24 protein-coding genes are annotated in these 26,602 nt (G+C 61.3%); 14 read left to right on the top strand and 10 right to left on the bottom strand.

Going from position 1 to position 26,602, the window contains the following annotated elements; translation table 11 throughout:
- The first annotated feature begins 4 nt into the window (after window positions 1-4).
- Window positions 5-505 carry an Lrp/AsnC family transcriptional regulator gene (locus AC2FM5_RS09845; protein ID WP_093964666.1) on the top strand — a complete coding sequence of 167 codons (501 nt, stop codon included), beginning with the start codon at window positions 5-7 and terminating at the stop codon, window positions 503-505.
- 122 nt (window positions 506-627) lie between these two features.
- Here AC2FM5_RS09845 and AC2FM5_RS09850 read toward each other — a convergent pair whose 3' ends face one another.
- The 4 genes from AC2FM5_RS09850 to lgt all read right to left on the bottom strand — a co-directional run bounded on the left by AC2FM5_RS09850 (window position 628) and on the right by lgt (window position 4,849).
- Window positions 628-1,410, bottom strand: coding sequence for a Hint domain-containing protein (locus AC2FM5_RS09850; RefSeq protein WP_170357143.1), 783 nt, complete (start codon window positions 1,408-1,410; stop codon window positions 628-630).
- A 732-nt stretch (window positions 1,411-2,142) separates the two neighbouring features.
- Window positions 2,143-2,901 (bottom strand): peptidoglycan editing factor PgeF, encoded by a 759-nt coding sequence (gene pgeF, locus AC2FM5_RS09855; RefSeq protein ID WP_496735298.1) that lies wholly within the window; start codon window positions 2,899-2,901, stop codon window positions 2,143-2,145.
- Complete coding sequence (locus tag AC2FM5_RS09860) at window positions 2,898-3,965, bottom strand: class I SAM-dependent methyltransferase (protein WP_496735300.1); 1,068 nt, start codon at window positions 3,963-3,965, stop codon at window positions 2,898-2,900. Before AC2FM5_RS09860 ends, pgeF begins: the two co-directional genes overlap by 4 nt.
- Window positions 3,962-4,849: a prolipoprotein diacylglyceryl transferase gene (gene lgt / locus AC2FM5_RS09865; protein WP_496735302.1), complete on the bottom strand. Its 888-nt coding sequence runs from the start codon at window positions 4,847-4,849 to the stop codon at window positions 3,962-3,964. The genes AC2FM5_RS09860 and lgt overlap by 4 nt, the downstream gene beginning before the upstream one ends.
- Before the next feature lie 97 nt (window positions 4,850-4,946).
- Here lgt and AC2FM5_RS09870 point away from each other — a divergent pair, with 97 nt between their 5' ends.
- The 5 genes from AC2FM5_RS09870 (at window position 4,947) to AC2FM5_RS09890 (ending at window position 8,154) form a co-directional block, all read left to right on the top strand.
- Window positions 4,947-5,195 (top strand): accessory factor UbiK family protein, encoded by a 249-nt coding sequence (locus AC2FM5_RS09870; protein WP_093964673.1) that lies wholly within the window; start codon window positions 4,947-4,949, stop codon window positions 5,193-5,195.
- 322 nt (window positions 5,196-5,517) lie between these two features.
- The gene (locus tag AC2FM5_RS09875) at window positions 5,518-6,018 is read left to right on the top strand and encodes a type III secretion system chaperone family protein (protein ID WP_170369634.1); all 501 of its coding nucleotides are present in this window, start codon (window positions 5,518-5,520) and stop codon (window positions 6,016-6,018) included.
- Window positions 6,019-6,057: 39 nt separating this feature from the next.
- A complete protein-coding gene (gene proC, locus AC2FM5_RS09880; protein ID WP_496735305.1) occupies window positions 6,058-6,873 on the top strand; it encodes a pyrroline-5-carboxylate reductase in 816 nt (271 codons plus the stop codon).
- Window positions 6,866-7,204 (top strand): tRNA-binding protein, encoded by a 339-nt coding sequence (locus AC2FM5_RS09885; protein WP_496735307.1) that lies wholly within the window; start codon window positions 6,866-6,868, stop codon window positions 7,202-7,204. The genes proC and AC2FM5_RS09885 overlap by 8 nt, the downstream gene beginning before the upstream one ends.
- The gene (locus AC2FM5_RS09890; RefSeq protein ID WP_496735309.1) at window positions 7,204-8,154 is read left to right on the top strand and encodes a 2-hydroxyacid dehydrogenase; all 951 of its coding nucleotides are present in this window, start codon (window positions 7,204-7,206) and stop codon (window positions 8,152-8,154) included. The genes AC2FM5_RS09885 and AC2FM5_RS09890 overlap by 1 nt, the downstream gene beginning before the upstream one ends.
- Here AC2FM5_RS09890 and AC2FM5_RS09895 read toward each other — a convergent pair.
- Window positions 8,151-8,729: a thymidine kinase gene (locus AC2FM5_RS09895; RefSeq protein ID WP_170357151.1), complete on the bottom strand. Its 579-nt coding sequence runs from the start codon at window positions 8,727-8,729 to the stop codon at window positions 8,151-8,153. The genes AC2FM5_RS09890 and AC2FM5_RS09895 overlap by 4 nt on opposite strands.
- Window positions 8,730-9,085: 356 nt before the next feature.
- Between AC2FM5_RS09895 and AC2FM5_RS09900 the strand changes: the two genes are divergently transcribed.
- A complete protein-coding gene (locus AC2FM5_RS09900; protein ID WP_170340605.1) occupies window positions 9,086-9,547 on the top strand; it encodes a hypothetical protein in 462 nt (153 codons plus the stop codon).
- 91 nt (window positions 9,548-9,638) lie between these two features.
- Here the strand turns inward: AC2FM5_RS09900 and AC2FM5_RS09905 are convergent, their stop codons facing one another.
- On the bottom strand, window positions 9,639-10,367 hold the full coding sequence (locus AC2FM5_RS09905) for a hypothetical protein (RefSeq protein ID WP_170441670.1): 729 nt from the start codon (window positions 10,365-10,367) through the stop codon (window positions 9,639-9,641).
- 192 nt (window positions 10,368-10,559) lie between these two features.
- A complete protein-coding gene (locus tag AC2FM5_RS09910; RefSeq protein ID WP_170454412.1) occupies window positions 10,560-11,684 on the bottom strand; it encodes a beta-ketoacyl-ACP synthase III in 1,125 nt (374 codons plus the stop codon).
- A gap of 166 nt (window positions 11,685-11,850) precedes the next feature.
- On the opposite strand from AC2FM5_RS09910, the gene AC2FM5_RS09915 reads away from it, so the two are divergent.
- Genes AC2FM5_RS09915 through AC2FM5_RS09925 form a run of 3 tightly spaced genes read left to right on the top strand, consistent with a single transcriptional unit; the run spans window position 11,851 to window position 16,411 of the window.
- Complete coding sequence (locus tag AC2FM5_RS09915; protein WP_093964681.1) at window positions 11,851-12,318, top strand: MarR family winged helix-turn-helix transcriptional regulator; 468 nt, start codon at window positions 11,851-11,853, stop codon at window positions 12,316-12,318.
- Window positions 12,315-13,352, top strand: coding sequence for an efflux RND transporter periplasmic adaptor subunit (locus tag AC2FM5_RS09920; RefSeq protein WP_496735312.1), 1,038 nt, complete (start codon window positions 12,315-12,317; stop codon window positions 13,350-13,352). The genes AC2FM5_RS09915 and AC2FM5_RS09920 overlap by 4 nt, the downstream gene beginning before the upstream one ends.
- Window positions 13,353-13,363: 11 nt before the next feature.
- Window positions 13,364-16,411, top strand: coding sequence for an efflux RND transporter permease subunit (locus AC2FM5_RS09925; RefSeq protein ID WP_496735314.1), 3,048 nt, complete (start codon window positions 13,364-13,366; stop codon window positions 16,409-16,411).
- Window positions 16,412-16,467: 56 nt separating this feature from the next.
- On the opposite strand, the gene carB is transcribed toward AC2FM5_RS09925, so the two are convergent.
- Complete coding sequence (gene carB, locus AC2FM5_RS09930; protein ID WP_496735316.1) at window positions 16,468-19,821, bottom strand: carbamoyl-phosphate synthase large subunit; 3,354 nt, start codon at window positions 19,819-19,821, stop codon at window positions 16,468-16,470.
- 172 nt (window positions 19,822-19,993) lie between these two features.
- Between carB and AC2FM5_RS09935 the strand changes: the two genes are divergently transcribed.
- From AC2FM5_RS09935 to AC2FM5_RS09945, 3 genes are read left to right on the top strand one after another with little or no spacing between them, the layout of a single operon-like run.
- Window positions 19,994-21,127, top strand: coding sequence for an aminodeoxychorismate synthase component I (locus AC2FM5_RS09935; RefSeq protein ID WP_170364782.1), 1,134 nt, complete (start codon window positions 19,994-19,996; stop codon window positions 21,125-21,127).
- Window positions 21,082-21,729 carry an aminotransferase class IV family protein gene (locus tag AC2FM5_RS09940; protein ID WP_496735319.1) on the top strand — a complete coding sequence of 216 codons (648 nt, stop codon included), beginning with the start codon at window positions 21,082-21,084 and terminating at the stop codon, window positions 21,727-21,729. The genes AC2FM5_RS09935 and AC2FM5_RS09940 overlap by 46 nt, the downstream gene beginning before the upstream one ends.
- Window positions 21,726-22,397: a CPBP family intramembrane glutamic endopeptidase gene (locus tag AC2FM5_RS09945; RefSeq protein WP_496735321.1), complete on the top strand. Its 672-nt coding sequence runs from the start codon at window positions 21,726-21,728 to the stop codon at window positions 22,395-22,397. The genes AC2FM5_RS09940 and AC2FM5_RS09945 overlap by 4 nt, the downstream gene beginning before the upstream one ends.
- Window positions 22,398-22,402: 5 nt before the next feature.
- Here the strand turns inward: AC2FM5_RS09945 and AC2FM5_RS09950 are convergent, their stop codons facing one another.
- Window positions 22,403-23,629, bottom strand: coding sequence for a class I SAM-dependent methyltransferase (locus tag AC2FM5_RS09950; protein ID WP_496735323.1), 1,227 nt, complete (start codon window positions 23,627-23,629; stop codon window positions 22,403-22,405).
- A gap of 194 nt (window positions 23,630-23,823) precedes the next feature.
- On the opposite strand from AC2FM5_RS09950, the gene aspS reads away from it, so the two are divergent.
- Complete coding sequence (gene aspS, locus AC2FM5_RS09955) at window positions 23,824-25,599, top strand: aspartate--tRNA ligase (protein ID WP_496735325.1); 1,776 nt, start codon at window positions 23,824-23,826, stop codon at window positions 25,597-25,599.
- A gap of 263 nt (window positions 25,600-25,862) precedes the next feature.
- Here the strand turns inward: aspS and AC2FM5_RS09960 are convergent, their stop codons facing one another.
- Window positions 25,863-26,582: a response regulator gene (locus AC2FM5_RS09960; RefSeq protein ID WP_496735327.1), complete on the bottom strand. Its 720-nt coding sequence runs from the start codon at window positions 26,580-26,582 to the stop codon at window positions 25,863-25,865.
- Between the last annotated feature and the right edge of the window lie 20 nt (window positions 26,583-26,602).

Consider the following 26,602-nt stretch of genomic DNA (forward strand, 5'->3'; position numbering starts at 1 on the left):
CCGCATGGTCACGACACGGCTGGACGAGATCGACCGAAAGATCCTTGCAGAACTGCAGGCAGACGGACGAATGACCAATGTCGAGCTCGCAAAACGTGTCGGAATCTCGGCCCCACCCTGCCTGCGGCGCGTGCGCACGTTGGAGGAGGCTGGCTTTATCCGAGGATACCACGCCGAGGTCAACGCCCGGGAACTGGGGTTCGAAGTTCAGGTCTTTGCGATGGTAGGCCTTGAAAGCCAGGCCGAAGCGGAATTGCGGGCGTTCGAAGACCGCTGCCGAGACTGGCCCTTGGTCCGGGAATGCCACATGCTGAACGGCGAGGTCGACTTCATCCTGAAATGCGTCGCCCCCGACCTCAGCAGTTTTCAACAGTTCCTGACGGGTGAGTTGCTGACCACGCCGAACGTGGCCAGCGTCAAGACTTCGCTTGTCATCCGCGGTGCAAAAGACGAACCCGGCGTGCCGTTCGACGTATTGGAAGAACGGATGAACCGGACGGCGTAACGCCGGCGCGTCTGGTTTGCGATGCGCATGGCGGCAGCACCGCCACGATGGCCAGAGAAATGGCCCAACTCAGTAAAATCTGCATGTTGCCCCCCAAAATGCAGTGGTGATGGTCAAAGCTGTCACGCCGTGATGGCGTCGATCTCGCCCTCCCCGGCGCGTGCCATAAGCAGCGGACCGAAATCGTGCAAGGAATGGATATGCGCGAACAGGTTCAGGTAGATCGAGCGCAGCGAGTGGCTCATCATCCGGACCGCGTTCACGCCGGGATGATAGGTTTCGAACTGCAGCCCATCGACATTGATGACCGCGTGGCGCTCCAGGCAGATATGGAACAGCTCGACCGGAGTGGGCGGCTGCGTTTCGATCACGGACATGCCGTCCTGAAATTCGGCAACGGGTGTCAACATCGGCTGGCCACCTCCAAGATGCCGCAGATGCGCCGGTGTTGCCAGCAAGCGGGCTGCGGGGCCGGCAATGACACCGGACAATGGTTTTTGCATGCCGAACGTGTCTGCCATGATGCGGGTCAAAGGGCGTGTCCGCCCGCGCGAGTCTTCGCGGCCAGGTACCAAAGTGACCGAGCCTTTCCACAACACCTTTTCGGATGCGCCGGTCTGGGTCAGGACCGTGTCGCCCGGCATCAAGTCCTCGATGGCGACCGGGCCGTGTTCCGTCTCGACCAGAGACCCACGTGTAAAGGCGCAGAACGCGTCTTCGAAAACGGGCAGCGCCGGTGCGATGTGGCGTGTCTGCGAAACTTCCCCGTTTTTCAGCAGCGCACTCACCTCGTATCGACGCAGTTGCGCCTTCTGTTTGGTGCCTGGACGCGGTGCTTCGCGCAGCAATGCCGAAGTGTCGAGGGCATTCTGCGCGGCACGTGCCAGTGAATTTGGAATAGTCATATTATTCCGTTCCTTCCAATACGCCGAACAGGCGGGAAACATCCCCGTGCAGGCCCGCCTGACAGCTTGATTCTTTGTCTTGAAAAAAAGTGCGCCACCTCCATGCGGGTACCGACATGGCCGCGCATGGCGAATGGATTTCGCATTCGTTTGGTCAACACAATGACCCCCCAGACAAACTCGTACACTGCGAACGTAATTGTCCGCACACAAACGCCCTGAAAAACGTCGGCTGCGAATACCAGCCTCGGTTCACGCACCGGCCCAGAGCAGCTTCCGGTGCGCGTCTTGCCCTGTTGAGGCCGGCAGCTGGCCCCAGAGGGATTTCGTATCAGCGTCGCGCGGCCAACCGGCGCACGACCCTTGCAGAGTGACTGGAAACCCGCTTCCAGGGCATTTCCGGTTGTTGGTCCCTGGCGGTCGCGACAACGGCGCGAAGAAAGCGAGATTTCAACTTCATATTCATGTCCTGCTCGAAGTTCGGGCCTAAGCCCTTTTCCCTTTGTAAAGCCAATGTGACGCGTCTTTGCGGCAGCGATGTGGCTGTTCCGGGATTAATTGAGGACAAAGATGAAGTCTTGCGGCACCCCCTGAGTTCGGATGCCAGAAATCAGACGTTCGGAGAACGGATAACCATCTGAGCACTGGCAAAAATTAACAACGATTCTGATGACAGATAGACACAATAAATGTGGCGGAAAAGTGGCGCTTTCGCCATAATTCGGCCGATCTTTACAATCGTATGGCGGAAATCAGGCGGCCGTAATCCGCCTCGCCGGCGTGGGTCGCGCGCCGGTAGGAATAGAACTTGTCGGGATCCGAATAGGTACAATGCCGCGTCCATTCTGCCTGCCCGACGCCGGCCTGACGCAGCTTGTGAAGGCCAAAGGCCGGCAGGTCGAAATGCATCCGGTCGCCTTGCCCATTTGCAAAGAAACGCGCGTTGTCCTGGCTTTCTAAAAGGAAGTTTTCCAGAAACTCCGGGCCAACCTCGTAGGCGCGCTGCGAGATCGTCGGGCCGATGACGGCGATGATGCTTTTGCGGTGCGCACCCAGCGCCTCCATGGCGTCCAGCGTCGCCTCGAGGACACCGTCCAGAGCACCGCGCCATCCCGCATGTGCCCCCCCGATCACTTTCGCTTGAGGATCCGCAAACAGTACCGGCTGGCAGTCGGCCGTCAGGATCGTCAGCGCGAGGCCTGGCGTTGCGGTAACGATTGCATCGGCCCTTGGCTTCTCGCCTGCAATCGGCTTGTCGACGGTGATCACGTGCGGGGAATGTACCTGATGCACGCCGACCAATGCATCCAGTTTGACGTCCATGGCCTCGGCCACTCTGCTTCGGTTCAGCGCGACCGCCTCGCTCAGGTCGGACGAGCCCGTGCCGCAATTCAGCCCGCTGAAGATACCGGACGAGGCGCCGCCCTTGCGACTGAAGAACCCGTGTCGAATCGGTGACAACAAATCCGAGGTCAGAATTTCCAGAGTCATGTCCCAAGTCCCGATGGTGGCATCGCAGTTTTCGGGTAGAGGCCCAGCACCTTGAACAGGTTTCCCATTTCCTCCGGGTGCGTCAACCGCCGATGTGCCCGAACCAGCGTTTCCAGATTTGATCCGGTCAACGCGCTGGCCAGAGACTGTGCGCGTTGGGTGATGCCCAGACGCTCAAGAAACACACCCTGAGGCGTCAGCCGCGTATGGGCGCAGCCCGTCGCGCCCGCCGCCAATGCCAGCGTTTCGAAATCCACATGTGCAGTCAGGTCGGCCTGACCCGGTGTGGCGAGCGGGTCGACGTATTCGTGCCCCTTGACGGCCTGCAACGTGTCGCCCAGCGAACGCCAGTCGCCATAGTCGATGACGAGAGCCATACCACCGTGGCTACGGATGATGCGGGCCGTTTCGGTCACGATGGGAACCGCCGCCGCGCACAACTCGACCAGATCACCGTCCCGTGTATCCTCGAGGCGCGTCGCCAAGGCCGCTTGCGTCGCCCTCGGGCCAAGGCCGAATGCCAGCTGATCGCCCTGCAGGCCCACAAGACGTTCGCACCAGCCGTCGCCGTCGCGCAGAAACTGGCGGATGGGCAAAGCGTCGAAAAATTCATTGGCCACAAGAAATAGCGGAAGCTCTGGGAGATCGCCCACCGAAACGATCCAGTTCGGTGCGTGCGCATCCAGGGCCTCGGCCTGAAGTCCGCGCAGAACGGGCGAGGCTTCGAGCAATACCACCTGCGCGGCGTCGTGAAACCCGGGCACGCCCCGGGTGGCCCGCAGAATATCGGCCATGAGTGTTCCGCGCCCCGGGCCCAGCTCGGCGAGCGCAAACCGGTCGGGTCTGCCTTGATCAATCCAGCCCTGCGCGAGACAAAGACCAATCACTTCGCCGAACATCTGGCTGATTTCCGGAGCGGTGACAAAGTCTCCATGCGCGCCCAACGGGTCGCGGGTGGTGTAGTAGCCGTGCGTTGGATGCAGAAGGCATTCGGCCATGTAGTCCGCCACGCTCATCGGCCCGTCTTGCCGGATGCGGTCGGTCAGATGGCCAAGCAGGCTCATGCCGCCCGCCGTGCCCGTAGGGCGAACCACAAGCCGACTGCGATCATCGGTACAGATAGGATCTGGCCCATCGTCAGGCCGTAGCCGCCCACATGCCACGCAAGTCCCAGCGGGTTTCCGACCGAGACGAATTGCGCGTCGGGTTGACGAAAGAACTCGACGATGAAGCGCGAAGCGCCATAGCCCGCCAGAAATACGCCCATGATGCGGCCGGGCCAATGAAATGCGCCGCGCCGATAGACCAGCCACAACGAAAGCAGGCCCAACAGCACGCCTTCCAGTGCAGCCTCGTACAACTGCGACGGGTGGCGGGCGCAAAGCCCAGCAGCGACATTGGCGCAGTCCTGAGCTGCTGCGCCGGGAAAGATCACCGCCCAGGGCAGTTCGCTGGGTCGGCCCCACAGCTCGGCATTGACGAAATTGGCCAAACGGCCAAGCAACAGGCCGGGGGGAACGGTATGGGCGATCAAGTCGGCCAGCGAAAGCAAGGGGGCCGAATGGCGTCGCGCGAAGACCAGCGATGCGATCACCACACCCAGAAGGCCGCCGTGAAAGGACATGCCACCCTGCCAGACCTTAAGGATCTCAAGCGGGTGGGACAGGTAGTATTCGGGCTGATAGAACAGAACAAAGCCCAATCGCCCGCCGATGATGACCCCAAGGATGATCCAGGTGATCAGGTCCTCTAACTGGTCCGGTCTCAGGGGCGGGGATTGATCCGGCCACAAAGCGGGACGGCGCACCGCCATCACCGCCATGCGCCACGCGATCAGGATGCCCGCGATATAGGCCAGCGCATACCACCGCAGCGCGAACTCGATTCCGAGGGCGGAAATCGAGAACAGCTCGGGCGACAGATCGGGGAAATTCAAAACAGCTTGCATGTGCGTCTCATTGCCCGGGGTTGGCTGACCAAGTCAACCTTGAGACTGGGCTCACTATCCCCCATATAGAAGGCATTCGCGATTCCGGAGTAGACACATGCAAACCCGCAACAAGTTTCTGGACGATATGTCCCAGTTGATGACCAACGCAATGGGCGTGGCGCAGGGTGCGCGGGAAGAGGCTGAAACGGCGATGAAGTCCTTGGTTGACCGCTGGCTGGCGGATCGCGACTTTGTCACGCGTGAAGAGTTCGATGCCGTCCGCGCTATGGCCCAGAAAGCGCGCGAAGAAAACGCGGCGCTGGAAGCGCGGATCGCCGCGCTTGAAGCGAAGCTGGACAAATAAGCCCAGCCGCAGATCGGCATTTCAGAATTTTTGGCAAGACCTTACACCGCTCAACCCGCGCTGGGTTTCGCAGTGTGGGGAGTCTCGCCGCATTGTAAAAATAAATCAAGGCAAAGCTGCAGGGTGCGCCAATATTTTGGTGGCCGTTGCCAGCTGTCCACAACTTATTGCTGTTATCCCCAAGAATGGGGGTTGCCAGAGTCCCAGCCACAGCGCACCATATTTAGTACAGGCCTATGGGGGAAGCCCGGCTTGTAGAGCAGGCAACTAGCGCTGGGGCGCTGCCAGCCCCGAAATGCTAGGTATTAAGTGAGGTGGCACCATGGCACTTTCCGAGCAGTATTTCGAAGAAGACATTCATCCGATTGATATTGTCGAACATCTGGCTGAACACCACGATTGGGATTTCGACCGGATCGGAGACGACCAGATCGCCATGGCGGTCGAAGGACAGTGGCGCACCTACTCGATCACGCTGGCCTGGTCCAACTATGACGAGACTCTGCGGATGGTCTGCTCGTTCGAGATGGAGCCGCCCGAGGGCCGGGTTTCTGATCTCTATGAACTGCTGAACCGCATGAACGACCAATGCTGGGCCGGCGCCTTCACCTACTGGGGCAATCAGAAGCTGATGGTCTACCGCTACGGCCTGGTGCTCAGCGGCGGGCAATCGGCCAGCCCCGAACAGATCGACACGATGATCACCGCCGCGGTCCTGAGCGCCGAGCGTTACTATCCTGCGATCCAGTTGGTAACCTGGGGCAACCGTACGCCCGAGGATGCGATGCAAGTCGCCATTGCAGAGGCTTACGGCCGCGCGTAAAGCTTTGCCCCAAACCGCAAAAGCAGGGGAGGGGCAATCATGGACATGTCACGCGTTGCGGATCAGGGGCTGGTGCTTCTGGGATGCGGAAAGATGGGGTCGGCCATGTTGGCCGGCTGGTTGGAACATGGCCTGCCTGCCGCATCCGTATGGGTGATCGACCCTAACCCTTCCGAATGGCTCAGGGCGCAAGGGGTCAATATCAACACCCCACTTCCTGAAAGACCTGCCGTCGTGTTGGTTGCCGTCAAACCTCAGATGATGGGCGAGGCATTGCCGGCAATTCAGGCGTTGGGGGGCGGCGGCACCCTGTTCATCTCGGTCGCCGCCGGAACTTCCATCGCCACGTTCGAGCGTGTTCTGGGTGCTGGTACTCCGATCATTCGGGCCATGCCGAACACGCCCGCGGCGATCCGGCAAGGCATTACCGCGCTGATTGGAAATTCCAGCACCTCGGGTTCTGACATGACCCTGGCCGAAGATCTGCTTTCGGCCATCGGTGATACCGTGCGCCTGCAGGATGAGGCGCAGATGGACGCGGTCACCGGTCTCAGCGGCTCGGGCCCGGCTTATGTCTTTCATTTGATTGAGACGCTGGCTGCCGCAGGCGAGGCGCAAGGCCTTCCGCATGATCTGGCCATGCGCCTGGCCAAGGCGACCGTTGCCGGGGCAGGGGCTCTGGCCATGGCGTCCGAGGAAGATCCTTCGCAATTGCGCATCAATGTCACGTCACCCAACGGCACGACGCAGGCAGCACTGGAAGTCCTGATGCATGAACAGGATGGGTTTCCAAACCTGTTGCACCGTGCCGTAAAGGCGGCAACCGATCGATCCAAGGAGCTGTCCGGTGAGTGAAATTTCCTTCGACGACTTCCTCAAGGTCGACATTCGCGTAGGAGAGGTCATCCGGGCCGAACCCTATCCCGAGGCCCGCAAGCCCGCGATCAAAATGTGGATCGACTTCGGCGACGAGATCGGCGAGCGCAAGACCTCGGCGCAGGTTACCGCGCATTACACGCCCGAATCCCTTCTCGGCAAACATGTGCTGGCCGTGGTCAATTTCCCGCCGCGTCAGATCGGGCGGTTCATGTCCGAGGTTCTTGTTCTGGGTCTGCCGGACGAATCGGGCGAGATTGTTTTGATCGGTCCTGATGGCAAAGTTCCCGTGGGCGGGCGGATGCACTGATGAAGCTGTTGATCACCCGACCGATGACCCCCGCGGTCACGGCCCGCGCGCGGGATGGGTTCGACGTCGATATCCGAGATAGCAACGCACCGCTCAGCATTGATGAGATGGCGCGCGCATTGCGGGACTACGACGTGGTCGTTCCGACTTTGGGTGATGTCTTTTCGGCCGATGTCTTTGAAATGGTCACGGCTCCGCGGTGCAAACTGCTGGCCAATTTTGGGGTGGGTTTCAATCACATTGATGTGGCGGCAGCGCAGGCTGCTGGTGTTCGCGTGACCAACACACCGGGGGCGGTCACGGATGCAACGGCGGACATTGCCATGACTCTGCTGCTGGCAACGGCCCGCCGCGCGGGCGAGGGTGAACGGCTGGTCCGGTCCGGCAATTGGCAGGGCTGGCACCCGACCCAAATGCTGGGACAGCACGTCACCGGAAAATGGGTCGGAATCATCGGAATGGGACGGATCGGGCAAGCCATTGCCCGGCGCTGTCATTTCGGATTCGGGATGCAGGTCAGTTATCAATCCCGCACGCCCAAGGATCTGGATTTCCCTGCCGAGTTCGTTCCCGATTTGGCGGCCCTGGCTGCTGTGGCCGATTTTCTGGTCGTCGCCGTCCCCGGTGGTGTTGACACCTTCCACCTCATAGACGCTTCGGTTCTTTCAGCTATGCGGCCGTCGGCCATTCTGGTCAACATCGCTCGCGGAGAAGTCGTGGACGAAGCTGCACTGATCCATGCGCTGAATAACGGCCAGATCGCCGGGGCCGGGCTGGATGTCTACGAGTTTGAACCCGCCGTGCCGCAGGCGCTGCGCGAGATGGAGAATGTCACCCTGCTGCCGCATCTGGGCACTGCGACCGAGCAAGTGCGCACGGATATGGGGCACATGGCATTGGACAATGTGGCGGCTTTTGTCGCCGGGCGACCGCTGCCAAATCTGGTCTAACTGCCCACGGCCTCGCGCCAGTGTTTCCGGCAGAGTGAAACATAGGTCTCGTTTCCGCCGATCTGCACCTGCGCGCCTTGGGTGATGGTTTTTCCGTTTTCGTCCTGACGGATCACCATCGTGGCCTTTCGCCCGCATCTGCAGATGGTGCGGACCTCGCGCATTTCATCGGCCAGGGCCAGCAGAGCCGCTGATCCTGGGAACAGCTTGCCCTGAAAATCCACCCGCAACCCGTAGGCCAGAACCGGTACTTTCAGGTCATCCACCGCACGAGCCAATTGCCAGACCTGTTCTTCGGTCAGGAACTGCGCCTCGTCCACAAAAACACAGGCCACTTTCCCCTGATCAAGACGATCTTGGATCATCGCGAACACATTGTCGTGGGGATTGAACGTATCGGCCTGTTCCGAGATTCCGATCCGCGATGCGATGCGCCCCTGGCCCGCGCGCCCGTCAATGGCTGCGGTCATCAGATAGGTGTCCATGCCGCGCTCGCGATAGTTGTGCGACGCCTGAAGCAGCACCGTGGACTTGCCTGCGTTCATCGTTGAGTAGTTAAAGTACAGCTTGGCCATGGGCTGGGTCTAATCGGCTCACGCTGCGCGAGCAAGTCGTCAATGTCCTGAAAAAAATCGACGCCGCCATTGCAGTCGCAGAGGCCGAGCAGATGCTCTTGGGGATGGATAACCCCGCTTCCGCAACAGCGACACCGCCGGCCACGAAATGGCCGAAACAGCGCAGGGCCTGAAATACTGCCCCGCAAACACTCTTTACCGGCATTAACTGCCGCCACTCACTCACAAAACCCCCGCATATCTGAGGGATAGCCAAGATATGACATTTCAATTATGACTCGAGTATGGGAAATTTCCCCTCCCTTTCCCCGGTGCGGACAGCCGGGCAAGAGGGCGCAGCGAACAAAGGTACAAAAATGGCAGATATCGGGGCCTATCTGAAAAAGCACACCGAAGCTTTGGTCAAGGACGTGGGGATCGAGGCAGCATGCGAGATCACAGGGAAATCCAAGGCCACATTGGGCCGGTATTACTCCGACAATCCCGAGCACAGCGACCGGTTCATGCCGGTGGATGCGGTCGCACGTCTGGAAAACGCGGCCAGCTACCCGCATGTGACCTCGGCCCTGGCGGACCTGAAGAACATCACCTTGTCCTATGATGAGCGCAATTCGACCCGTACGCGCACCGGGGGCGTCAATTCGGACGTGATCGCACTGAGCCAGCGGTTTGCGATGCTGATGACCGAATACCAGGCCGCGATCGAGGATGGCATCATTACCGTCAACGAAGCCAAGCGTCTGCTGAAAGAAACTTCGTTGCTGCAACAGGTTCTGATCGAGATGAAATTGCACCTCGAAGAGGAAAGCGTCAGCTGACCTAGTTTCCGAAAAGCCGCCATAGGGCGGTGAAAAAGGCGATGTGCGCATCGCCTTCCTCAAGCTGAGCTGAAGTAGCTCTTAGCCTTAGTCAGTTTTCGTCGTTGTTGGCATTGTTCCCGCGTCCGGGGCTTGAGCCCTCGGGCCCATTTCCGCCCCCGTTGTTGCCTTTGCCGCCGCCATTGTTGCCCTTGCCGCCGCCTTTCCCGTCGCCGTTGTTTCCTTTACCGCCGCCGTGACTGCCACCCTTGCCGGGCTTGCCGTCACCATGGCCGGGCTTGCCGCCGCCCTTGCCGGGCTTGCCACCGCCATCGCCAGGCTTGCCGCCGCCGTTGCCGGGATCATCATTCCCGCCGCCGTTGCCCGGATCGTCGGATCCGCCATCACCGGGGTCATCGTTCCCCCCGCCATTGCCGGGGCCGCTGTTTCCGCCGCCCGACCCGGATCCGCCGCCGGCGGATGGGCCGGTGCTCGATGCGGGTTGAAATCCGCTGGGGTCGTTTTCGCGGCCGTCAAAGCTGTTGGCGTTGGAAATCGATCCGGTCGGCAAATCGCTCAGCAGATTGGCCAGCCCCGGACATTGCTGCGAGGTATTGGCAAGAACCGACCCGAAATCTGCCCGTTGTTGCAGATGCGAGAGGAAACTGGGCGTAACCTGCGAACAGCCGCAAAGGGCCGCATAGTCACCATTGTTGGCTGCGATCCGTGCTGTGTTGGCGTTGCAAACCTGGGGCTCGGCCATGGCCGCGCTGGCTGCAGCAACCCCCAAAAACGGGGCGACAACCCAGGCCGCCATTCCTGACTTAGAACTCTTGAACATGGCGCACCTTTCTTAACCTGGCGTCACCTGACATGCGGAATTGCATGGCCTTCCAGATGGAGGCCGCGGGTTAAGTTGCGCTGTATCAATTCTGAAGAAGTTTTCAGGAATACAAAAACAGTCCGCCTGCGCGGGCGAAATATTCGAGGTTATCGCTTGTTGCGCCGGACGTGGACCGGCGGCGCCGGCGTGTCAGGCGTGGCGTTTGACGATGACGGACCCCACCGAATATCCTGCACCGAACGAGCAGATCAGGCCGACATCGCCATCCTGAAGATCGTCTGAATATTTGGAAAAGGCGATGATCGACCCGGCGGACGATGTATTGGCATAGTCCTGCAGGATGTTGGGCTGTTCGCCCGGCTCCGGCTCTCGGCCCAAGACCTTTTTGCCGATGAAATCATTCATCGTCTTGTTGGCCTGGTGCAGCCACAGCCGCTTGAGATCGCCGCTTTCGATCCCTTCGGAATCCATGTGGTCGCTGATGTGTTTGCTGACCATCGGCAGCACTTCCTTGAACACCTTGCGGCCGTTCTGCATGAACTGCATGTCGCGGCGGTCCTTCAATCCGTCGGGCCGGGTGCGCCGCAGAAAACCGTTGTTGTTGCGGATGTTGTTCGAAAACTCGGTTGCGCAGCGGGTCGACAGGATTTCGAAATGCGGGCCCTTTGCATCCTCGATCCGCTCGATCAGCGTGGCGGTGGCCACGTCACCGAAGATAAAGTGGCAATCCCGGTCGCGCCATTCCAGGTGTCCCGAGCAGATCTCGGGGTTGACCACCAGCGCCGCCCGTACGGACCCCGACCGGATCATGTCGGCCGCGGCCTGAATGCCGAACGTCGCCGAAGAACAGGCCACGTTCATGTCGAACCCAAAACCAGTGATGCCCAACGCGTTCTGGATTTCGACCGCAATGGCGGGATAGGCGCGTTCATGGTTCGACGCGGCACAGATCACCAGATCGACATCCGCCGCGGTCCGTCCGGCCTGGGCCAGCGCCTTGTTGCAGGCGTCCAACGCCATTTCGGTCATGATGCCCGGCTCGTCATCGCTGCGCTGGCGCAGCAGGGGATGCATCACGTCCGGGTCCAGCACGCCGGTCTTGTCCATGACGTAGCGGTTCTCGATGCCCGAGGCCTTGACGATGAACTCTTCCGAGGAGTGCTGCATCGGCTCCATCTCGCCCGCGGCGATGGCATCGGCGTTGGCAGCATTCATCTTGTCGGCATAGGCGTTGAAGGCTTTGACCAGCTCGGCATTGGTGATGACGTTTTCGGGCGTGAAAACCCCGGTACCGGTGATTGCGGGCGTGTACATGTCGGGTCCTGAATGTTTCGGATTCGCCCAAAATGCAGTCACAGCGCCCCCAGATCAAGAGATGTTGACCCAAGGGAACGGCATAGGTTTGCGCAAATTCAACTTCACATCTTGAATAGTTCGAAATCCGAAGTATATCACCGCTCGACTCGCGCGAAGAGCATCCATGACCAAAGACATCAGTGAACGGCTGGCCCGACTGACCCCTGAGATCCAGGCGATGATGGGCGTCTATGCGCTGTACTGGAAACTGGAAGAGAGTTTCGGCTGCATCGATACCGATCTCAGCCATCAGGAATGCCATATGTTGATCAAGTTGGATCAGCCCAAGCGGATGGGAGTGTTGGCGGCCGACATGCTGACCGTGCCGTCGACCATTACGGCCACCGCCGATGCGCTTGAGGCGGCCGGTTATCTGACCCGTCAGCAGGATCCCGATGATCGCCGTGCGTGGTTGCTGGTGCTGACCGACAAAGGTGCCGAAGCCCGCAACATGCTGGTTACCACCGCCGGAGAGCTGTTTCACCGTGCCTCCGGGTTGGATGACGAGGAAACCGCTCAATTTGCCCGGCTTGCCCGCAAGATCCGGGACAACATTCTGAAAACGGGAATACCCGAGGGATTGACGAAATGAAGCTGCTGACTTCGCTGGGCCTTGCCTTTGCCGTACTGGCCGCACCGCTTGCGGCGCAAGACGACACCAAGCCTGTAAAACTTATGGTGGTGCATGAGACCGCTCCCGGATTCTCACGCCAGTTCTTCGGGCGCGTGGCCGCGCGGCAGACTGTCGATCTGGCGTTTCAGGTCGCCGGACAGATCGTGGAACTGCCCGTCAACGAAGGGTTTCAGGTGCCCAAGGGCAGCCTGATTGCAAAGCTGGACCAAGAGCCGTTCGAACTGGCACTGGAACGTGCGCGTCTTCAGAAGGATCAGGCTGACCGCACCGTGGCCCGCCTGTCGCGCCTGCGGGGGACGACTGCAAGCCAGGTCGCTGTCGATGACGCTGAAACCGCCGCCCAACTGGCTGCAATCGCGGTGCGTGACGCCGAGTACAACCTCGAGCACACGACTCTGACCGCGCCGTTCGATGCGCTGGTATCGCGGCGTGAGGTCGAAAACTTCACCACCGTGGCCGCCGGAACGCCGATCGTCCGGATCCACGATCTGTCCGAATTGAGGATCGAGGTCGATGTGCCCGAAATCCTGTTCCAGAGGACCAGCCAGGAAGATGGCATTTCGATCACGGCAAAATTCCCCGCAAGTGACGAGGTCTTCCCGTTGGAAATCCGCGAATTCGACGCTGAAACTTCGAGCGTCGGCCAGACGTTCCGGATTCAGTTCGGCCTCACGCCGCCGGAAGACTTGCGGGTGCTGCCCGGCTCGTCGGTAACCGTCAATGTTCAGGTCGATGACAAACGCATTGGCATCATCGTCCCCCCGACCGCGATTGTCGCCGACGCCGAGGGCAATCTGGGCGTTATGGTCTTTTCGCCGGTCGGTGCAGATGTTGGCGCCGTGCGGCGTGTTCCCGTGACCATCGAACCTACCCAGACAGGTGACGTCCGGGTTCTGACCGGATTGTCGGACGGCGACGAAATCGTGGTGGCCGGCGGGTCCGTTCTGACCGATGGGCAGACCGTGCGCCGCTTTGCCGGCTTTGCGAACTGAAGGGGGCGATGATGAATATCGCACGCGCTTCGATCGACAGGCCGATCTATACGTGGCTGGTGATCCTGATCGCCTTGCTGGGTGGGATCTGGGGATTTTCGTCGCTCGGGCGGCTCGAAGATCCGGCCTTTACCATCAAGAACGCCGTAGTGTTGACCACGTATCCCGGTGCGACGGCTGAACAGGTGGCCGAGGAGGTCTCGGAGCCTTTGGAATCTGCCATCCAGCAGATGGGCGAGGTCGATGTCATCACCTCGGTCAACCGTCCCGGTCAATCGCTGATCGAAGTCGAGATCAAGTCCACCTACGATGGCAGCGAATTGCCGGATATCTGGACCCGACTGCGCGCCAAGGTCCGGGATGCGGCCCGTGGATTGCCGTCCGGTGTCAGCCAACCTTATGTGAATGACGGGTTCGGTGACGTGTTCGGTCTTTTCTATGCGGTCACCGCGGAAGGGTTCAGCGACGCCGAAAAGCACGAATTGTCGACCTTCTTGCGGCGCGAGTTGCTGACCGTTGAGGGCGTTGCGGACGTTGAAGTGCAGGGCTTGCCAGACGAAGCCATTTTCATCGAGCCGGACCTGGCCATTTCGGTCAACCAGAACGTGCCGTTGCAGTCGATCAACGAAGCGATCGCCAACGCCAATTCGGTTCAGTCGTCAGGGACGCTTCGGTCAGACGACGATCGCACCACGATCCTGACGGCGGACGGATCGGACAGCGTGTCCGAGATCGCAGGGCTGTCGGTTGGCTCTCAGGGGCAAGTGATCAACCTCTTTGACATGGCCGATGTCTACCGGGCCCGCCAGACCGATCCTGACATCATGATCCGGTTCAACGGCGTCGAAGCCTTCACCCTGGGTATTGCCGGCCTATCGACGGAAAACATCGTGGAGGTCGGAAAGCGCGTCGACGCCAAGCTGGCCGAGCTGGACGTGGAAATTCCCGCGGGCGTCGATGTATTGCCGATCTACCAGCAGCACGTCGTGGTCGAGCAGGCTTCGAACGATTTTCTGGTGAACCTGGCCATGTCGGTTGCCATCGTGGTGGCGGTGCTTGGAATATTCATGGGTTGGCGCGCGGCGGTCGTTGTGGGCTCGACCCTTTTGTTGACCGTTGTCGGGACCCTGCTGTTCATGGCGCTGTTTTCCATCGAGATGGAGCGCATTTCGCTGGGCGCGCTGATCATTGCGATGGGGATGCTGGTCGACAATGCCATCGTGGTGGCCGAGGGGATGCAGATCTCCATGCTCAAGGGGAAAAACTCGCGCGACGCTGCCGACGAGGCCGCGTCCAAGACCCAGATCCCCCTTCTGGGGGCCACGGTCATCGGAATCATGGCCTTTGCCGGGATTGGGCTCAGCCCGGATGCGACGGGCGAATTCCTGTTCTCGTTGTTTGCGGTGATCGCGATCTCTTTGCTGCTGAGCTGGGTGCTGGCCATCACAGCAACACCGTTGTTGGGGCATTATTTCTTCAAACAGGGCAAGGACGTGGATGTCGACGCTTATAGCGGCATCCTGTTCCGAACCTACGGGGCGATCCTGCGCTGGGCATTGCGGTTCCGTTGGCTGGTGGTGGCCGGTTTGGTTGGGGTTACCGTGATCTGCTATGCCGGCTTCGCGATGGTGAAACAGCAGTTTTTTCCGGACTCCAACACGCCGCTGTTCTTCGTCCATTACAAGCTGCCGCAGGGGACTCCGATCGCGCGGACGAGTGCCGATATGCAAGTCTTCGAGGACTGGCTGGCCCAGCGGGATGATGTCGTCTCGGTCACCACCTTCGTGGGGCAGGGCGCGACGCGGTTCATGTTGACCTATTCGGCCGAGAAGCCCAACCCAAGCTATGGGCATATGATCATCCGGACCGAAACGCTCGAGGACATTCCCGTCCTGCGTGCTGATCTGGAGGCCTTTGGTGAAACCCAATTCCCCGAAGGCGAATTCCGGACCAAGCGTCTGGTGTTCGGCCCCGGCGGCGGTACCCCGATCGAGGCGCGGTTCTCGGGCAGCGATCCGGTCGTCCTGCGGCAACTGGCCGACGAGGCGGTGCGGCGCATGTCGGCTGCATCGCCAAATGCGCTAGACGTGCATCACGACTGGCGGGAAATGGAATTGGCGGTCCAGCCGATCTATGCGACCGAACGTGCGCAGACGGCCGGTGTTACCCGCGAAGACATCGCCGCCACCCTGCAATTCTCGACGGATGGCATCACCGGCGGCGTGTTCCGCGAGAGGGACCGCCTGATCCCGATTATCTTGCGTCGCCCGGCGGACGGAGAATACTCGATTGTGGATCAAGTGGTGTATTCGGACCAGTCACAGAAATTCGTGCCGATCGAGCAGATGGTGGACGGGTTCCAGTACAAAGCGCTCAATACACTGGTGCATCGGCGCGATCGCGTTCTGACCGTCACGGTGGGCGCAGACATCCCGGCCGGCCTGACCGCGGCACAGGTTCATTCCGAGATTCGCGATGCGATCGAGGACATGGAACTGCCGCTGGGCTACAAGCTGGAATGGGGCGGCGAGTTCGAGGATTCCGGCAAAGCGCAAGCCAGCCTTGGCAAACAGTTGCCGCTGAGCCTTTTGATCATGGTTCTGATCTCGGTACTGCTGTTCAACGCGATCCGGCAACCGGTCATCATCTGGCTGCTGGTGCCGATGTCGGTGAATGGCGTGGTGATCGGGCTGCTGGGCACGGGCCTGCCATTTACATTCACCGCGCTTCTCGGGCTTCTCAGCCTGTCGGGGATGCTGATCAAGAACGGTATTGTTCTGGTCGAAGAGATCGACCTTGTCCGCGCCACGGGCAAGCCTCTGCGCGACGCGATCATCGAAGCCTCGGTCTCGCGTCTACGCCCGGTCATGCTGGCAGCGATCACCACGATCCTGGGGATGGCGCCGCTGCTGACCGACGCGTTCTTCGTGTCGATGGCAGTGACGATCATGGGTGGTCTGGCTTTCGCGACGATCCTGACCATGGTCGCCGCGCCGGTGTTCTACCTGCTGTTCTTCACTCGGGAAGAACAGCGCAGGCTGGCGGCCCAGACTGCATGATCCCAAAAAAAAGCCCCGGCGAAAGGCCGGGGCTTTTTGCTTGTCCGCTGCGGGCTTCAACCCTGTAGCGATTTGACCTCCACATCCCCTTCAGCCTGCGCCTTGATGGCCAGCGCGGCGGCATGGCTGGCCGCGGCCGTGGTGTAGTAGGGGATCTTGTCATACAGCGCGATCGAGCGGATGGCCTTGCTGTCCTCAACTGCCTGCGCGCCTTCGGTGGTGTTCATGACCAACTGGACCTGACCGTCCTTCAGCATGTCCACCACATCGGGGCGGCCCTCGTAGACCTTGTTTACCACGTCACAGGGCACGCCCTTGGACTCCAGCCATGTCTGTGTTCCGCGGGTGGCCACCAGCGAGAATCCCTGCTCGACCAGAACCTTCGCAGCCTCGATCATCGCCGGACCCTTGTCGGCATCCTTGATCGAGATGAAAGCCCGTCCCTTGGACGGCAGCACCATGCCCGCGCCCATCTGCGCCTTGAGGAAGGCCCGCGGGAAGTCGCGGTCCCAGCCCATGACCTCACCGGTCGAGCGCATCTCGGGACCCAAGATGGTATCGACACCGGGGAAGCGGGCAAAGGGCAGCACCGCCTCTTTCACCGAGAACCAGGGCATGTCCGGGTCGGCCAGGGTCATCTGGTCGGCGATCTTGGTGTCCTGGCCTTCCTTGTAGGGTGGGCGTTGCGGGAAGTTCGACAGCGGCTCGCCCGCCATCACCCGCGCGGCGATCGAGGCAATGGCGCTGTCGGTCGCCTTGGCCACGAAGGGCACGGTGCGGCTGGCGCGCGGGTTGACCTCGATCAGGTAGATCTCGTCATCCTTGATCGCGAACTGCACATTCATTAGCCCGACCACGTTCAGCGCCTTGGCCAGCTTGTAGGTCTGGTCCTTGATTTCGGAGATGATCTCTTTCGACAGCGAATAGGGCGGCAGCGAACAGGCCGAGTCGCCCGAGTGCACGCCGGCCTCTTCGATATGCTGCATGATGCCGGCCACATGGACATCCTTGCCGTCGCACAGCGCGTCCACGTCCAGTTCGACCGCCCCGGCCAGGTAGCTGTCCAGCAGCACGGGGCTGTCGCCCGAGACCACCACGGCCTCGTTGATGTAGCGCTTCAGCTGATCCATGTCGCGCACGATCTCCATCGCGCGGCCGCCCAGAACGTAGGACGGACGGATCACCAGCGGGAACCCGATCTCTTCTGCAATCTCTAGCGCTTGCGCGTCGGTCGAAGCGATGCCGTTCTTGGGTTGTTTCAGGCCCAGATCGTTGACCAGTGCCTGGAACCGTTCGCGGTCTTCGGCCAGGTCGATCGCGTCGGGCGTGGTGCCCAGGATTGGGATGCCTTCGGCCTCGAGCGCATTGGCCAGCTTCAGCGGGGTCTGACCACCGAACTGAACGATCACGCCGTGCAGTGTGCCATTCTGCTGCTCGGTCCGCAGGATCTCCATCACATGCTCGAAGGTCAGCGGCTCGAAGTACAGCCGGTCCGAGGTATCGTAGTCGGTCGAAACCGTCTCGGGGTTGCAGTTGACCATGATGGTTTCATAGCCCGCGTCGGTCAGCGCGAAACAGGCGTGACAGCAGCAATAGTCGAACTCGATCCCCTGGCCGATCCGGTTGGGGCCGCCGCCCAGAATGACGACCTTCTTGCGGTCGCTGGGGCGCGCCTCGCATTCGACCTCGCCCATCGTTGGGGCCTCGTAGGTCGAATACATGTATGGCGTCTGCGCCTCGAACTCGGCGGCGCATGTGTCGATCCGCTTGAACACGGCGGTGACGCCCAGATTGTGGCGTGCGCGGCGCACGTTGCCCTCGTCGCGGCCGGCCAGATTGCCCAGACGCGCGTCGGTAAAGCCCAGCATTTTGAGCCGGCGTAGACCGTCCTCGGTCATCGGCAGGCCGTCCTTGCGGACGGTGCGTTCCGCTTCGATGATCTCGCGGATACGGGCCAGGAACCACGGGTCGAACTTGGTGACGGCAAAAATTTCGTCGTCGGTCAGACCGTGGCGCATCGCCTGCGCGATGGTGCGCAAACGGTCGGGTGTCTGCTTACTGATGGCCTTGATGACATGTGCCTTGTCGTCGCTGCTTTCGACCGCATCCCATGGGCCGATGCTCAGGCCCGGAATTTCAACTTCGTCAAACCCGGTCAGGCCCGATTCCATCGAAGCCAGCGCCTTTTGCATCGATTCGTGGATGGTACGACCGATGGACATGGCTTCACCCACCGATTTCATCGCGGTGGTCAGGTAAGGCTCGGATCCGGGGAATTTCTCGAAAGCGAATTTCGGGATCTTGGTGACGACATAGTCGATGGTCGGTTCGAAACTGGCAGGCGTGACTTTGGTGATGTCATTGTCCAGCTCGTCCAGCGTGTAGCCCACCGCCAGCTTGGCGGCGATCTTGGCGATCGGGAAGCCCGTCGCTTTGGACGCCAGCGCTGACGAGCGCGACACACGCGGGTTCATCTCGATCACGACCATGCGGCCGTCTGCCGGGTTGATCGCCCATTGCACGTTCGATCCGCCCGTTTCGACGCCGATCTCGCGCAGAACGGCGATCGAGCCGTTGCGCATGATCTGGTATTCCTTGTCGGTCAGCGTCAGCGCAGGGGCCACGGTGATCGAGTCACCGGTATGCACGCCCATCGGATCGACGTTCTCGATCGAGCAGACGATGATCGCGTTGTCGGCAGTGTCGCGCACCACCTCCATTTCATATTCTTTCCAGCCCAGAAGGCTTTCGTCGACGAGGATCTGGTTCACCGGCGAGGCATCCATGCCCGAGCGGCAAAAGTGGATGTAATCCTCACGGTTGTAAGCCACACCGCCGCCGGTGCCGCCCAGAGTGAAGGCCGGGCGGATGATCGCGGGCAAGCCGATGTTTTCCAACTCGTCCAGGGCCATCTGCACGCCGGCATCCAGATCGGCAGAGCCGTCGGCCTTTTTGGGAGCGGTGATGATGGTGGCCTTTGGGTTTTCAAGGCCCAGGCGGTCCATCGCTTCGCGGAACAGCTTGCGGTCCTCGGCCATCTCGATGGCCTCGCGCTTGGCCCCGATCATCTCGACGCCGAATTTTTCCAGCACGCCCATCTCCTCCAGCGCCAAGGAGGTGTTCAGGCCGGTCTGCCCGCCCATCGTAGGCAGCAGGGCGTCGGGGCGTTCCTTTTCGATGATCTTGGCGACGACCTCGGGCGTGATCGGTTCGATATAGGTGGCGTCGGCCAGTTCCGGGTCGGTCATGATCGTGGCAGGGTTCGAGTTCACCAGGATGACCCGATACCCTTCCTCGCGCAGCGCCTTGCAGGCCTGGGCGCCGGAATAGTCGAATTCGCAAGCTTGCCCAATGACAATGGGCCCCGCCCCGATGATCATGATCGACTGGATGTCGTTTCTCTTCGGCATGGCCTGGCCCCTTCGATTTTGCACGAGTCGCGGGCGCCGCCCATGCGCCCAAATTGTCGTGCGTTATAGGGACCCGGGCAAAAGGTGCAAGGGGGATCGGAAACGGAAGCGAAATTGCCGCTTTCCCCCCTTTCCCTTGGCACCGTATTCTCTATATGCCGCTGCACGACAGATGAGGAAGCAATTGCGCATTCGTTTCGATCATGGACCCGCCGGTCCGGGCACCGGTTTCGACCGGCCTGCCCAGGTGATCCGCGCCGACCGGGCGGAGCAGGTGCCCCAGGCATTGGCGGCGCTGGATGACGCGCGCGCGCAGGGCGGCTGGCTGGCCGGATATGCCAGCTACGAGCTTGGCTATGCGCTTGAGCCCAAGCTGGCCGCAAGGCTGCCCGCGACCCGTCGATTGCCGCTATTGTGCTTTGGGGTGTTCGACGGCCCGAGCGTGCAGGACCTGCCGTTCGGTGCGGCCGGGCTGACTGCGTTCCAGCCGCGTTGGAGCGAGGCGCGCTATGCCGAAGCCTTCCGCACCGTGCATGATGCGATCGGGGCCGGCGACATCTATCAGGCCAACCTGACCTTTCCCATCGACCTGGAAACCGAGGGCGACAGCGCCGCGCTCTATGCCGCGCTGACCGCCGGACAGCCGGTCGGCCATGGCGCATTGGTCCAGCAGGACGGGCTGCCCGATCTGCTCAGCCGCTCGCCCGAGCTGTTCTTCCGCACCGATGCCGCCGGGATGATCGAGACCCGGCCGATGAAGGGCACTCAGCCGCGCAGCGCCGATCTGGCCGAGGACGCCTGGCGGCGCGATTTCCTGTCCTCGGACGAAAAGAACCGGGCCGAGAACCTGATGATCGTGGACCTTCTGCGCAATGACATCAGCCGTGTGGCGCTGCCGGGAACCGTTCAGGTGCCCGAGCTGTTCAAGGTCGAGACCTACGCCACCGTGCATCAGATGGTGTCGCTGGTGCAGGCGCGGCTGCAGGTAGGGGCGGGGCTGTCCGACATCCTGAGGGCGCTGTTTCCCTGTGGCTCGATTACCGGGGCGCCCAAGATCCGTGCGATGGAGATCCTGTCGGATCTGGAGCCTTGGCCGCGCGACATCTACTGCGGCACCATCGGCTGGGCCGCCCCGGACGGGCGGTCGGAGTTCAACGTCGCGATCCGGACCTTGATGGTCGAGGGCAATCGGGCCACGTTGAACGTCGGCGGAGGCGTCGTCTGGGACAGCACCGCCGCGTCGGAATATGAGGAAGCGCTATGGAAAGCCCGGTTCGCGCACCAACTGAGCCTGATTTCCGCCTGATCGAAACCTTTGCGTTTCGGCCCGGGCAGGGGTTCGTGCGGCTCGATCGCCACCTACGGCGCATGGCGCGGACAGCGGACTGGCTGGGTATTCCCTTCGACGAGCGGCGCGTCAGCGAGGTTGTGGCCGGCGTGGCTGGCGCTGACCCGCTGCGGTGCCGGCTGACACTGGACATCACCGGCAAGCCCGAGGTCACCACGGGGTCTTTGGCAGACAACCCGCCGGGCTGGACGGTGGGTCTGGCGACACCAAGGCCGACGTCCTCGGACATCTGGCTGCGCCACAAGACCACCCGCCGCGCGATCTATGATCAAGCGCGGGCGGAATTGCCCGACGGCGTGGACGAGCTGTTGTTCCTGAACGAACGGGATGAACTGTGCGAGGGCACCATCACCAACCTGTTCGTCGAAACGGAAGACGGGCGCCTGCTGACACCTCCGGTTGCCGCGGGCCTGCTGCCGGGCATCCTGCGCGAGGAGTTGATCGAAACCGGACGCGCGGCCGAGACGGTCTTGACCCTGCATGACCTAGGCGCCGCGCACCGGGTCTGGATGGGCAATTCCTTGCGCGGTTTGATACCGGCCAAGGTGATGCTGCCATGAGCGACCGCAGCTCTGCGCGTGGATTGCAGGTATCGAACCTGCGCCTGAAGGCTGAATTCGTGGCGTTCTATGTCGCGGTCCCCTTGCTGATCGCGGTTCTGTTTCCACCCGACTGGATGTTTCCGGCCCTGTTATTCTTCACCGCTGTCGGGATCGCCCTGCTGCACCGCACCCCGGGCTTTTCCTGGCCCGAACTGCGCTATGGCTGGCGCAACTGGCGCTGGGCCGAGGTGATCGGGTTTTCATTGGCAATGGCGGCAATCTGTTCGGCCCTGGTGATGGCCACGAGCCCCGATGCGGCCTTTTATCTGCTGCTGAACCGGCCCGAATTTCTGGTGGTGATCTGGCTGGGCTATCCGTTGCTGTCGGCGCTGCCGCAAGAGCTGCTGTTCCGCACGCTGTTCTATCGCCGTTATCACGCGATCCTGCCCGACGGCGCGGCCTTGCCGTTGCTGAACGCCGGGCTGTTTGCCTTTGCGCATCTGATGTATTGGAGCTGGATCGTCACCGTGATGACATTCGCAGGCGGGCTGCTGTTTTCATGGGCCTACCGCAAGCGCGGGTCGTTCTTCTATGCGGTGCTGCTGCACGCGATCGCGGGCAACATCATCTTTGCGGCCGGGCTTGGCGTGTTCTTCTATTCCGGCAACGTGCAGCGCCCGTTCTAGGGGCATTACTCGGCGGCGTCGCGCATGTCCTGATCGGGCTGGTACAGATAGTCACGCGTAAAAGGCACCGCGTCGCGCCGGTGGCCCAGCTGCAATTGGAACACGGTTTGGTCGCGCTCTTCGAACACCAGTATGCAGGCGGTCAGGTAGAACCGCCACATGCGGATGAACCGGTCATCATACATCGCGCGCACCTGGTCCAGATTGCTTTCGAACCGGTCGCGCCAGGCGCGCAGGGTCAGGGCATAATGCAGCCGCAGGCTTTCGACATCCAGAAACCACAGACCGGTGCGTGCCATGGGTCTTACGATTTCCTCAAGCGACGGGACATAGCCGCCGGGGAAGATGTATTTGTTCAGCCAGGGCGACTGGCCGGTGGGCGGCCCGTTGCGGCCAATGGAATGGATCAAGGCCACACCGTCGGGCTTCAAAAGCGCTGCGACCCGCTCGAAATAGGTGCGCAGCTGTGGCGCGCCCACATGCTCCAGCATCCCGACCGAGACGATCCGGTCGAACTGATCCTGCATCTGCCGGTAGTCCATCAGCCGAATGTCGATGCGGTCGGTCAGGCCGGCCTGCTGCACCCGCGCGGTCGCGGTGCGGTGCTGGTTCTGCGACAGGGTCAGCCCGGTCACCTTCACGCCGTGGTCACGCGCCAGCGTCAGGGCCAGACCGCCCCAGCCGCAGCCGATGTCCAGCACGCGCATTCCGGGTTCCAGGCACAGCTTGCGCGCGATATGCGCCTTTTTGGCGGCTTGCGCCTGTTCCAAAGTCATCCAGGGCTGCTGGAAATAGGCGCAGCTGTACTGCATGTCAGGGTCCAGCATCAGCCGGTAGAAGTCGTCGGACAGGTCATAGTGATGCGCCACGTTACGCCGCGCCGAGCGGACCGAGTTGCGCTGCAGGATCGGTCTCAGCAGATACCCGGCCCAGTCCTGGATCTGCTGCAGCAGGGGCAATGACCCGCTGGCCGCGCATCGAATCGCGATCCGCATGGCACTTTCCAGGCCCCCCTCATCGACGGTCAGGGTGCCGTTCATGTAGCCCTCACCAAAAGCCATCTCGGGATTGCGCACCAAGCGCGCCATCAATGCGGGGTCATGCAGGGTGATATGCGCCTCGGGCTGCGTGGCGTCGCCATAGGTGCGCGCCGTCCCGTCAGGATAGGTGATCCGCAGAGTTCCGCGGGTGATGAAACCCCGCAATACGCGATCCAAAACAGCTTGCCACATCGGCCGAACACCTCCTTGCTCAAGGGGCCTGGCTCCCGCGTGCCGGGAAAACTATTCGAGTTCACATGTCCAAAAGATAGCGATTTTTTTGAATTTGTCTGCATTCCGGCCCGCATCGCGCCCCAACCCTTGACTTCCCGACGTGATCGCGGTGTATCGGCGCGACGAATTCAGCGCCCGAAGGGATACCATCCATGCACGCCTATCGCAGCCATACCTGCGCCGATCTGACCGCCGCCAATGTCGGTGAAACCGTCCGCCTGTCGGGTTGGGTTCATCGGGTGCGAGATCACGGCGGCGTGCTGTTCATCGACCTGCGCGACCACTATGGCGTGACCCAGGTTCTGTGTGACGGCGACAGTGCTGCGTTCAGCGCGTTGGAGAAAGTGCGCTCGGAATGGTGCATCCGCATCGACGGCACGGTCAAGGCGCGCGATCCCGAGTTGGTGAACCCCAAGCTTCCCACCGGCGAGATCGAGCTCTATGTCCGCGAACTGGAAGTGCTGGGCGCGGCCGAGGAGCTGCCGCTGATGGTGTTCGGCGATCAGGAATACCCTGAGGAAACCCGCCTGCGCTATCGCTACCTGGACCTGCGCCGCGAGGCGATGCAGCGCAATATGGCGCTGCGCTCGGACGTGGTGGCCAGCATGCGCCGCCGCATGTGGGATCAGGGCTTCCGCGAATATCAGACGCCGATCATCACCGCCTCCAGCCCTGAGGGCGCGCGCGACTTCCTGGTGCCCTCGCGCCTGCATCCGGGCAAGTTCTATGCGTTGCCGCAGGCGCCGCAGCAGTTCAAGCAGCTGATCATGGTGTCGGGCTTTGACAAGTATTTCCAGATCGCGCCCTGCTTCCGCGACGAAGACCCGCGCGCCGACCGGTCGCCCACGGATTTCTACCAGCTCGACCTCGAGATGTCCTTCGTAACCCAGCAGGACGTGTTCGATACGATCCAGCCAGTTCTGACGGGAATCTTCGAAGAATTCGGCGGTGGCCGGAAGGTTGATCAGGAATGGCCGCAGATTTCCTACAAAGACGCGGCGCTGTGGTATGGCACCGACAAGCCCGATCTGCGCAACCCGATCAAGATGCAGGTGGTGTCGGAACACTTCCGCGGGTCCGGTTTCGCGATTTTCGCCAAGCTGCTGGAACAGGAAGGCACCGAGATCCGTGCGATCCCCGCGCCGGGTGGCGGCAGCCGCAAGTTCTGCGACCGCATGAACGCTTTTGCACAGAAAGAAGGTCTGCCCGGCATGGGCTATATCTTCTGGCGTGATCAGGGTGAGGGGATGGAAGCGGCCGGCCCGCTGGCCAAGAACATCGGCCCCGAACGCACAGAGGCAATTCGCCAGCAGCTGGGCCTTGGGGTCGGTGACGCGGCGTTCTTCTTGGGTGGTAAGCCCAAAGCCTTTGAAAAAGTCGCCGGCAAGGCGCGCGATGTTATCGGCGAGGAACTGGGCCTGACCGACAAAGACCGGTTCGCCTTTGCCTGGATCGTGGATTTCCCGATCTACGAGAAGGACGAGGAAACCGGCGAGATCGATTTCGAACACAACCCGTTCTCGATGCCGCAAGGCGGCATGGAGGCGCTGCAGGGCGACCCGCTTGAGGTCAAGGGCTATCAGTATGACCTGGCCTGCAACGGTTACGAGCTGGTGTCGGGCGCGATCCGGAACCACAAGCCCGAGATTATGCTCAAGGCGTTCGAACTTGCCGGCTACGGCGAGGACGAGGTCAAAAGTCGCTTTGGCGCGCTGTTCAACGCGTTCCACTATGGAGCTCCGCCGCACGGGGGCTGCGCCGCCGGTATCGACCGGATCGTCATGCTGCTTGCGGATGAGGCCAACATCCGCGAGGTAATGATGTTCCCGATGAACCAGCGCGCAGAAGATCTGATGATGCAAGCGCCGTCGGACCCGACCTCGGATCAGCTGATGGAACTGGGCCTGCGGGTCATCCCTCAGGAATGAGCCAAGGACCGTACCCAAAGTGTGAAAAACCTTTGGGTGCGGTCAAAACTACTGCGGTGGCGCGAAGCGAACTTTCCGCCAAGCACTTCAGTGCTTATCGGTGCCCGCGTTTTCCAAGTGGCTAAAACCCCTTGAACTCGAATTCAGTCCACCCAGTTCGGCTGTTTCTCGCGGTTGGCGCGAATGGTCCGCGCGGATCTGCGGGTGTGCCAATACCACCAAGCGCAGAGCATGGCCGTTGTCACGAAGTAGGCCAAGGTCATTCAGATCGCCTTTCGTCTTTCAAGACGGCTTTGGACAAGGCCGGCAACCCGCGCGACCAAGGCTGTTACCGGAGCGCTCTTGGCGCGCGAGGATGCGAGGTCATGGGCTGCCTGTTCCAGAACCGTATCCTCGGCATCTCGGGCAACACCGCGCAGGAATTGAGCGGCATAGTCCAGAGTGCGTGAATCCGCCGGCCCGGTCAGAACATCTGCGATATGCGCCATGTCATCCTGATAAGCCAGCGGATCGGGGCAGATCTGTTCGTCTTTGACGGATTGGAGTGAACCCGGACGGCGGTCTTCGGGGAGATTTTCCAGGATGGCCCTTTGGAAGCTGATCAGCGAATTCAACGGTTTCGCTAGAAAGCCATCGGCTCCGGCTTGCAAGGCAAGCGTTTCGGCGCAGTCATCGCCGGACATACCAAGGATGACGCTGATACGTGGGGAAACCGCGTTCAGTTCCGCGATCAGGTCTGCGCCGGAGCCGTCCGGCAGGCCCATGTCAACCACGATCACCGACGGGCGATAGATCTGAAGGTGCCTGCGCGCAGACCTCAGGCAATCGGCCCGGCGGATGCGGGCGCCGCTGTGCAGGCACATCAGTCGCATCGCATCACAGGCATAGCGACTGTCCTCGACAACCAGAATGGTCTGACCCAGCAAAGGCCGGGTGGCGCTGGGGGCGACGGCGGATGGGGCGAACGGCACCGAATCGTCCATGGCAGAACTCCTTTCAGCAG

This window comes from Ruegeria sp. BHSA162, assembly GCF_059613385.1.